Here is a 5436-nt window from a genome sequence, read left to right on the forward strand (position 1 = left end):
CATAGTATTGATTCAGTGTTTCGGCGATGTTGTGATAATTGTCATCATATGGAATCATCACAATTGGTGTTTCTTTGTCGTGTAACCTAATGCTGTTGAGCAGTGCAATAGCATGGTCTGTAACTTTATCGTTCGCAATAATATATATTCCGCGCGTCATTATATTAAACCTCCAGTGGAATTCCTAATTTTCGTAAAACTCGTGTTGCAAAACTTGGTGGCGCATTATAAGCTTTTGGCTTAGATTTAAACTGCGGGCGCCGTGTTGGTTCATTTAAATAACGGTAGTGCAAGAAAATATCCCTGTAAGGAAACCCAACATTTTCACCCGCACACACACGAGTAAATAGTTTTGAGGACAACCCAATATAGTGCAAGTAAGTAAGACGACTTTGTTTGTCGTATAAAAGATTATTTCTTTCCTCAAAGTGTGGAGAAGTCACACAACAACCAGTTACTTCATCCTCACTCAAGTAACGAGCAAAGTTCCACGTCGAAATACCCGCGCGCATCACCATATAATTAAGAACGCTTTGGTCGGGTGCGTTCATATATAGTACTTCAGCATCACCAGAGCGCAGTTGTGATAACAGGTAGTTTCGTTTTTCAGCATCAAACAAACCTTTTTTGCTAGCGTACATCCCCGCACAAAAGATTTCGCTTTGTACGCGCGCTCGTGAAAAAATGTTTAATAGCTGCTTGGAATTTACATCATAAACGTGTGCAGGGTCTTTATACTGGAAGTCATAGACAACAAAATCAGTATTATTCAACTGTCGGAAAATATACTCAAGGGAGTTCAACACCAAAATATCAGCATCAAGATAAATAAATCTGTCGAACGGGCCATCAAAAGCGCAAAACCTTCGATGCATACCCATCCGGTATACACCCTCGGTTCCTTGTTTTGACCAAACTTTGAAAGCTGTTGGGTGTGCTTGCCAAGCATCAAAAGCAAATTTTTCCCAAAGTTCAATAACAGGTGTATCAGCAAAGATTTCTACATTGCTGCGTTTCTTAACCTCTTCTTTGACGAGTTCTAACCTGTCATCATACGGCAAAATACAAACTGGGTAGGCGCCTCCATGAACTTCAATGCTGTTTAACAACGCTACCAACTGGTCATAAACCACATCGTTAGCAAGAATATAAATACCATCAGTCATATATCACACTAACTCCAATTTTAAATTCAATAAATTTGATAAACATAGCTAATAAATAGATATTGTTTTTATTTAAGTTATCTTAAGATTCCCGACTTCTTAAAGAAGTCTGGAATCTGACGAATCTGACTAGTTCTTTTATAACTTATACATGTTCTAATTGAGAAGTGTAAACAAAAATATTACTGACACTATACTAATATCGGTTATACTCGTAGAGACGCGATTCGTAGAGACGCGATTAATCGGTCTCTACAAATGATAAAAAAAATCAGTGAATTTACTGATATGTAAATCCGGTTTTAGATAATATTCATAGTATAAGTAAGATAATTTAAATAACTAAAAATTATGAAAAAAGGTATTTATTTATTAGCGAATGACGTTGTATACGACCAGTTAATTGCTTTGATAAACAGCATAGAGCTTAACTATAGTTCTGACATACCCATTTGCATTATTCCATATAATGATAACCTGGATTTAATCAAACAAGAAATCAGTAAACGGAAAAACCTATTTTTATTCAGCGACAACGAATCAATATCACGCTGGGAAAATTTCATTGCTCAATTCGACAAGCTTTATTTTGACTATCCTTACGAAGACGTTTTGGAAAAACACGCCGAAACTCTAACAATGCACCGTAAATACTGTGCATTCGATGGTCCGTTTGAAAAGTTTTTATATCTAGACTTAGACACACTAGTCTTTCAATCATTAGACCACGTATTCGATAAACTTGATGAATATGATTTTGTGGTTCACGACTACCAGCGCAATACTTCGCTGCGGTTAAAAGAAGTTGACTATTACTATGAAGTATTTAAAGATTCTTACCCAAACCAAGGCGCCTTAGCAAACCGTTTTCATTGTGGAGGGTTTTGGGCATCCAAACGTCAAGCTATTAGCCCGCAAGATTTAGAATATTTCCTGCAAGAGTTAAGCAAAGGAGACATCAAAATATTTAGAAGCTGGTTGAGCGAACAAACCAAGTTAAATTACATGACTTTGAAAAAGAATTTCAAATTGTATAATTTTACTTTAGATGATGCTTCTGATTACAATACAGGTGTTTGTATTACATCCTCACACTTTGAGGAAAGAAATCATGTCTTATACGATAAAGGTAAGAAATTAACTTATCTACATTATATGGGTATTAAAAACGAACGTTTGCGGCGCCTATGTGAGTGGGAAAAGAAAGATTTGCCGTTCAAAGATAATTTAATCAGCTTGTTCGACAGATTATATAAGTGGCAAATCAGTAATATTCCGTATCGAGATATTTTTCTGTACTATAGATTCGTTAAAGAATCTTAAAAAAGCTCGCTTGTCAATGTAGGTCTACTTTTAAGTATAAAATGTCGTAAAATATACATAGACTGTGACATAGGTATTGCGTAAACAATGCTTGGGCATCAGCCTGTGAAGATAATTAGTATATGCTAAGTTTAAAGCATTGACATTACTATAACAAAGGCAGTAGCAATTTATGACAAGTGTTACAGTTAAGCAAACAATACTTAAGGCATTGGAAGAAATGCCACAAGATGTTTCTTTTGATGAAGTAATGGAACGCCTTTACTTTTTATACAAAGTAGATCAGGGAGTTAAACAAGTCGCAAGTGGTGATACGATATCACATGCAGAAGCAAAAGCACGTATTAAGAAATGGCAAGCATAAACTGGACTTCTCAAGCACTAAGTGACGTTAAAGCTATCGGTGATTTCATTGCAAGAGATGCACCTACTTTTGCACAGGTGTTTGTTGATAAAATCTTTGACACCGTGGAACGGTTAGAGACTTTTCCACGTTCAGGACGTATAGTGCCGGAAATAAATCAAGATAGGTTCAGGAAAATAATTATAGGAAGTTATCGGGTTGTTTATCTTTGAGATGAAGACCTGGTAAACATTCTTACAGTTTTCCATTCTTCAAGGTTGCTAAAGCTTCCTAGCTTGCCGGGTGATACTGAATAAAAAAATTTTGAGAATGGTAATGTAGAGACCGAATTAATGCGGTCTCTACAATTGTTTTGTTAAAAATTCTTTGTATAATTACTCGTCCATTCCAGTAAGTTGAGTTTGTGCAGCACAAGTTGTCTTGCTTCTGCTATCGCTTCTTTTGCTTCATACCAAGCATCGGGTGTTGCCGTTACTTCTTGAATGTACTTCAAACCTTTTTCGTCTAAGCTTGGTAAACGCAAAAAACTTCCCGGTGGTAATAGTTTATCTGCGGCGCCTCCTCCATAATATATTGGTAAGCACCATGCTAAGAGTGCATCCCACATTTTTTCGGTGATGTACAAATCATTGTCGGCGTAGTTTTCAATTGCTAGGTTATATCTATATGGCGCCATTGCGTGCCATTTATTAGCTAGTTCTCCCCCAGATATCACCCATGTTGGTAGGTTACGTCCGTAAAAGTCACAGTCAATTTGATTTTGTAATAACCGCAAAAATTCTAATCGTTGACGATGGTTTGCTGTACGGTTAACTCCTGATGTTATCCAACTACATGTTTTTATTTTTTCTGGTGGCGCCATTTCGTTTAGTTCGCGAAATGAGTTACTATGATACCAAATTGCTGGCATGTATTCAGGTATTGGTGCCGCCGAGTCGGGTGAGGATATATAAGGACAATATTCTTTTGCCCAGTTGTAACATGCTAGGTTTGTTTCGATGATTTCTTCGAGGGGGGGTTCACGCCATAGGAATATTATGCGTTCAAAGGGTACTCCACGCAGTAAGGGCTGCATTTCTTCAAGTGTGTAAGGGATGTTGTGAAGTTCGGGTTTGAAGAATATGTACTTGTTTTTGAATTCTTTACGTATGCCAGCGAAGTTGTATAAAAGAAGAAAGTCAGGTTTTTCGGCTTTGGCTAACATTTGGATGTTTCTCCATATGCCGAAAGGTTGGGGGGTTTGTTGCCATAGCCAGTCACTTTGGTTGACTCCTGGGTAGCCGGTGAGCATTCCGATTATTTTTTTATTCATTGTTTTTTTTTAGTTTTTTAATTACTAATTTTTAATTACTTCTGGACGCATTGATTCTTCAACATAGTTTAAAATATTGAGAATTCTACTTTCCCACGAGAATTGACGCGCGTAATTGATACTATCTATGTATCCTTCTGTTTTGCGCGGGTATTTATCTAAGGCGTGTTGTATTGCTGTAACGAATTTTTGTGGGTCATCTGGTTTACACCAACATGCTATTAATGGTGAGTCTTTGAATGCCATTAGAGGCGGTATTTCTGTGGCTACAATAGGAGTTCCTGATGCCATGTATTGGAAGAATTTGACGGGGTTGGTAAAGTCTGCTTCTTTCCCTGATAGATGTGGATGTGCTAGCAAGTCGGCGCCTTGAAATAAGCTGACTAACCGTTCGCGCGGCATTACCCAACCTAAAAAGCTGATGTTTGAGATTCCTTTTTCTTGTGCGATTTGTCTATATGTTTCAACTTGGCTGTCTTTTCCTCCGGTGACAGCAAATTGAATGTGAGGCATTTGTTGCGCTACTTCGATAAGTAAGTCAACTCCTTTGAATTTATATAAGGCGCCGGAGTAAACTACTAATATTTGTCTACCATCTTGAAGTAATTCTTGGCGCCATGTTTGAGCTTGTTCGGGTTGACGTTCAAGAAATGATTGCTCAAAACCGTTGTATATCCATGCTACTTTTTCTGCTGGCATTCCATGCTGAATTAAGCTTTGACGGACAGGTTCAGATTGAGTAATAGCTATTTGAAAGTAGGGACTGTTGATTATTTCTTGTTCAAAGGGTATTGTTTGAAAGTGGTGTTTTTCAAATATAACGGGGATTTGATTTTTTACTGATGCTTTCGCAAAATTCCAATCCCGCGTATGAACTAGTTTTATATGGCGCCGTAAATGAAATGGTAGATAATATTTTGTGGCAATAGTACTGGAGTTAGTTAGTTTACCCTGTAACCTGTCTATCGGATATGGCATCGGTAACGGCACAACTCTGAGGTATTCTTGCGAGTTATAAAAATCAACAAATTGAGCGCTAGGTTGTTGAGGTTTAAAAGGATTCAATAACCAAGACGGATTTAAAAGACTAGCATTGTTATTGTGGTAAGCCAATACAGAAGAGTAACCTAAGTTAGCAGCAGCATTAGCACAAAGTACATCGTGAATTTCATGTGCTGTGTCAGGTTTAAGAGAAAGATTTCCCGTGTAGAACAGGTATTTATTTTTATTTTTTGAAGGCATAATAATTTTAGATTTGTCTTCGACAATGA

General features: G+C 37.3%; 6 protein-coding genes and 1 pseudogene. 3 read left to right on the plus strand and 4 right to left on the minus strand.

Annotation, left to right across the window (positions count from 1 at the left end):
- Positions 1-160 (minus strand): annotated as a pseudogene (locus AC2JBO_RS42645) (Npun_R2821/Npun_R2822 family protein); the annotation flags it as partial.
- Positions 161-164: 4 nt separating this feature from the next.
- Positions 165-1166, minus strand: a complete 1002-nt coding sequence (locus tag AC2JBO_RS42650) for an Npun_R2821/Npun_R2822 family protein (protein ID WP_496959674.1) — start codon at positions 1164-1166, stop codon at positions 165-167.
- Positions 1167-1517: 351 nt separating this feature from the next.
- Here AC2JBO_RS42650 and AC2JBO_RS42655 point away from each other — a divergent pair, with 351 nt between their 5' ends.
- The 3 genes from AC2JBO_RS42655 (at position 1518) to AC2JBO_RS42665 (ending at position 3065) form a co-directional block, all read left to right on the plus strand.
- The gene (locus AC2JBO_RS42655; RefSeq protein WP_496959675.1) at positions 1518-2489 is read left to right on the plus strand and encodes an Npun_R2821/Npun_R2822 family protein; all 972 of its coding nucleotides are present in this window, start codon (positions 1518-1520) and stop codon (positions 2487-2489) included.
- Between the two features lie 172 nt (positions 2490-2661).
- Positions 2662-2853 carry a hypothetical protein gene (locus AC2JBO_RS42660; RefSeq protein ID WP_496959676.1) on the plus strand — a complete coding sequence of 64 codons (192 nt, stop codon included), beginning with the start codon at positions 2662-2664 and terminating at the stop codon, positions 2851-2853.
- Positions 2841-3065 carry a type II toxin-antitoxin system RelE/ParE family toxin gene (locus tag AC2JBO_RS42665; protein WP_496959677.1) on the plus strand — a complete coding sequence of 75 codons (225 nt, stop codon included), beginning with the start codon at positions 2841-2843 and terminating at the stop codon, positions 3063-3065. Before AC2JBO_RS42660 ends, AC2JBO_RS42665 begins: the two co-directional genes overlap by 13 nt.
- A gap of 143 nt (positions 3066-3208) precedes the next feature.
- Here the strand turns inward: AC2JBO_RS42665 and AC2JBO_RS42670 are convergent, their stop codons facing one another.
- Together AC2JBO_RS42670 and AC2JBO_RS42675 are read right to left on the minus strand one after the other, a co-directional pair.
- Positions 3209-4165, minus strand: a complete 957-nt coding sequence (locus AC2JBO_RS42670) for a glycosyltransferase family 10 domain-containing protein (RefSeq protein WP_496959678.1) — start codon at positions 4163-4165, stop codon at positions 3209-3211.
- Between the two features lie 24 nt (positions 4166-4189).
- A complete protein-coding gene (locus tag AC2JBO_RS42675) occupies positions 4190-5407 on the minus strand; it encodes a glycosyltransferase (protein WP_496959679.1) in 1218 nt (405 codons plus the stop codon).
- Positions 5408-5436 lie beyond the last annotated feature (29 nt).

This window comes from Calothrix sp. CBUCES-K 9914, assembly GCF_059640475.1.